The following is a 258-nucleotide window of genomic DNA, read 5'->3' on the forward strand; positions in this document are numbered from 1 at the left end:
GCCTATACCTTCGCTTCAGCCAAAGAGGCATGCGAGCGCTTCAGCGGCCAGCAGCAAGGCAATGTATACAGCCGGTTCACCAACCCGACCGTCCAAGCGTTTGAAAGCCGTGTGGCAGCGCTCGAACGCGCTGAAAGCGCAGTGGCGTTCGCTTCTGGTATGGGCGCTTTCACCGCGCTTTGTCACGCCTTTCTCCAGCAAGGCGACAACATCGTCTGCAGCCGGGACGTGTTCGGCACTACGGTCAATGCCTTCAGC

At 59.7% G+C, this 258-nt stretch carries 1 protein-coding gene; it reads left to right on the forward strand.

The genetic code is table 11. From position 1 onward, the window contains the following. Positions 1–258, forward strand: a 258-nt coding sequence (locus FQ668_RS27755) for a PLP-dependent transferase (protein WP_178097199.1), incomplete at both ends; no start/stop codon positions are given.

The organism is Pseudomonas sp. Kh14 (assembly GCF_900291005.1).
Lineage (GTDB): Bacteria > Pseudomonadota > Gammaproteobacteria > Pseudomonadales > Pseudomonadaceae > Aquipseudomonas > Aquipseudomonas alloputida.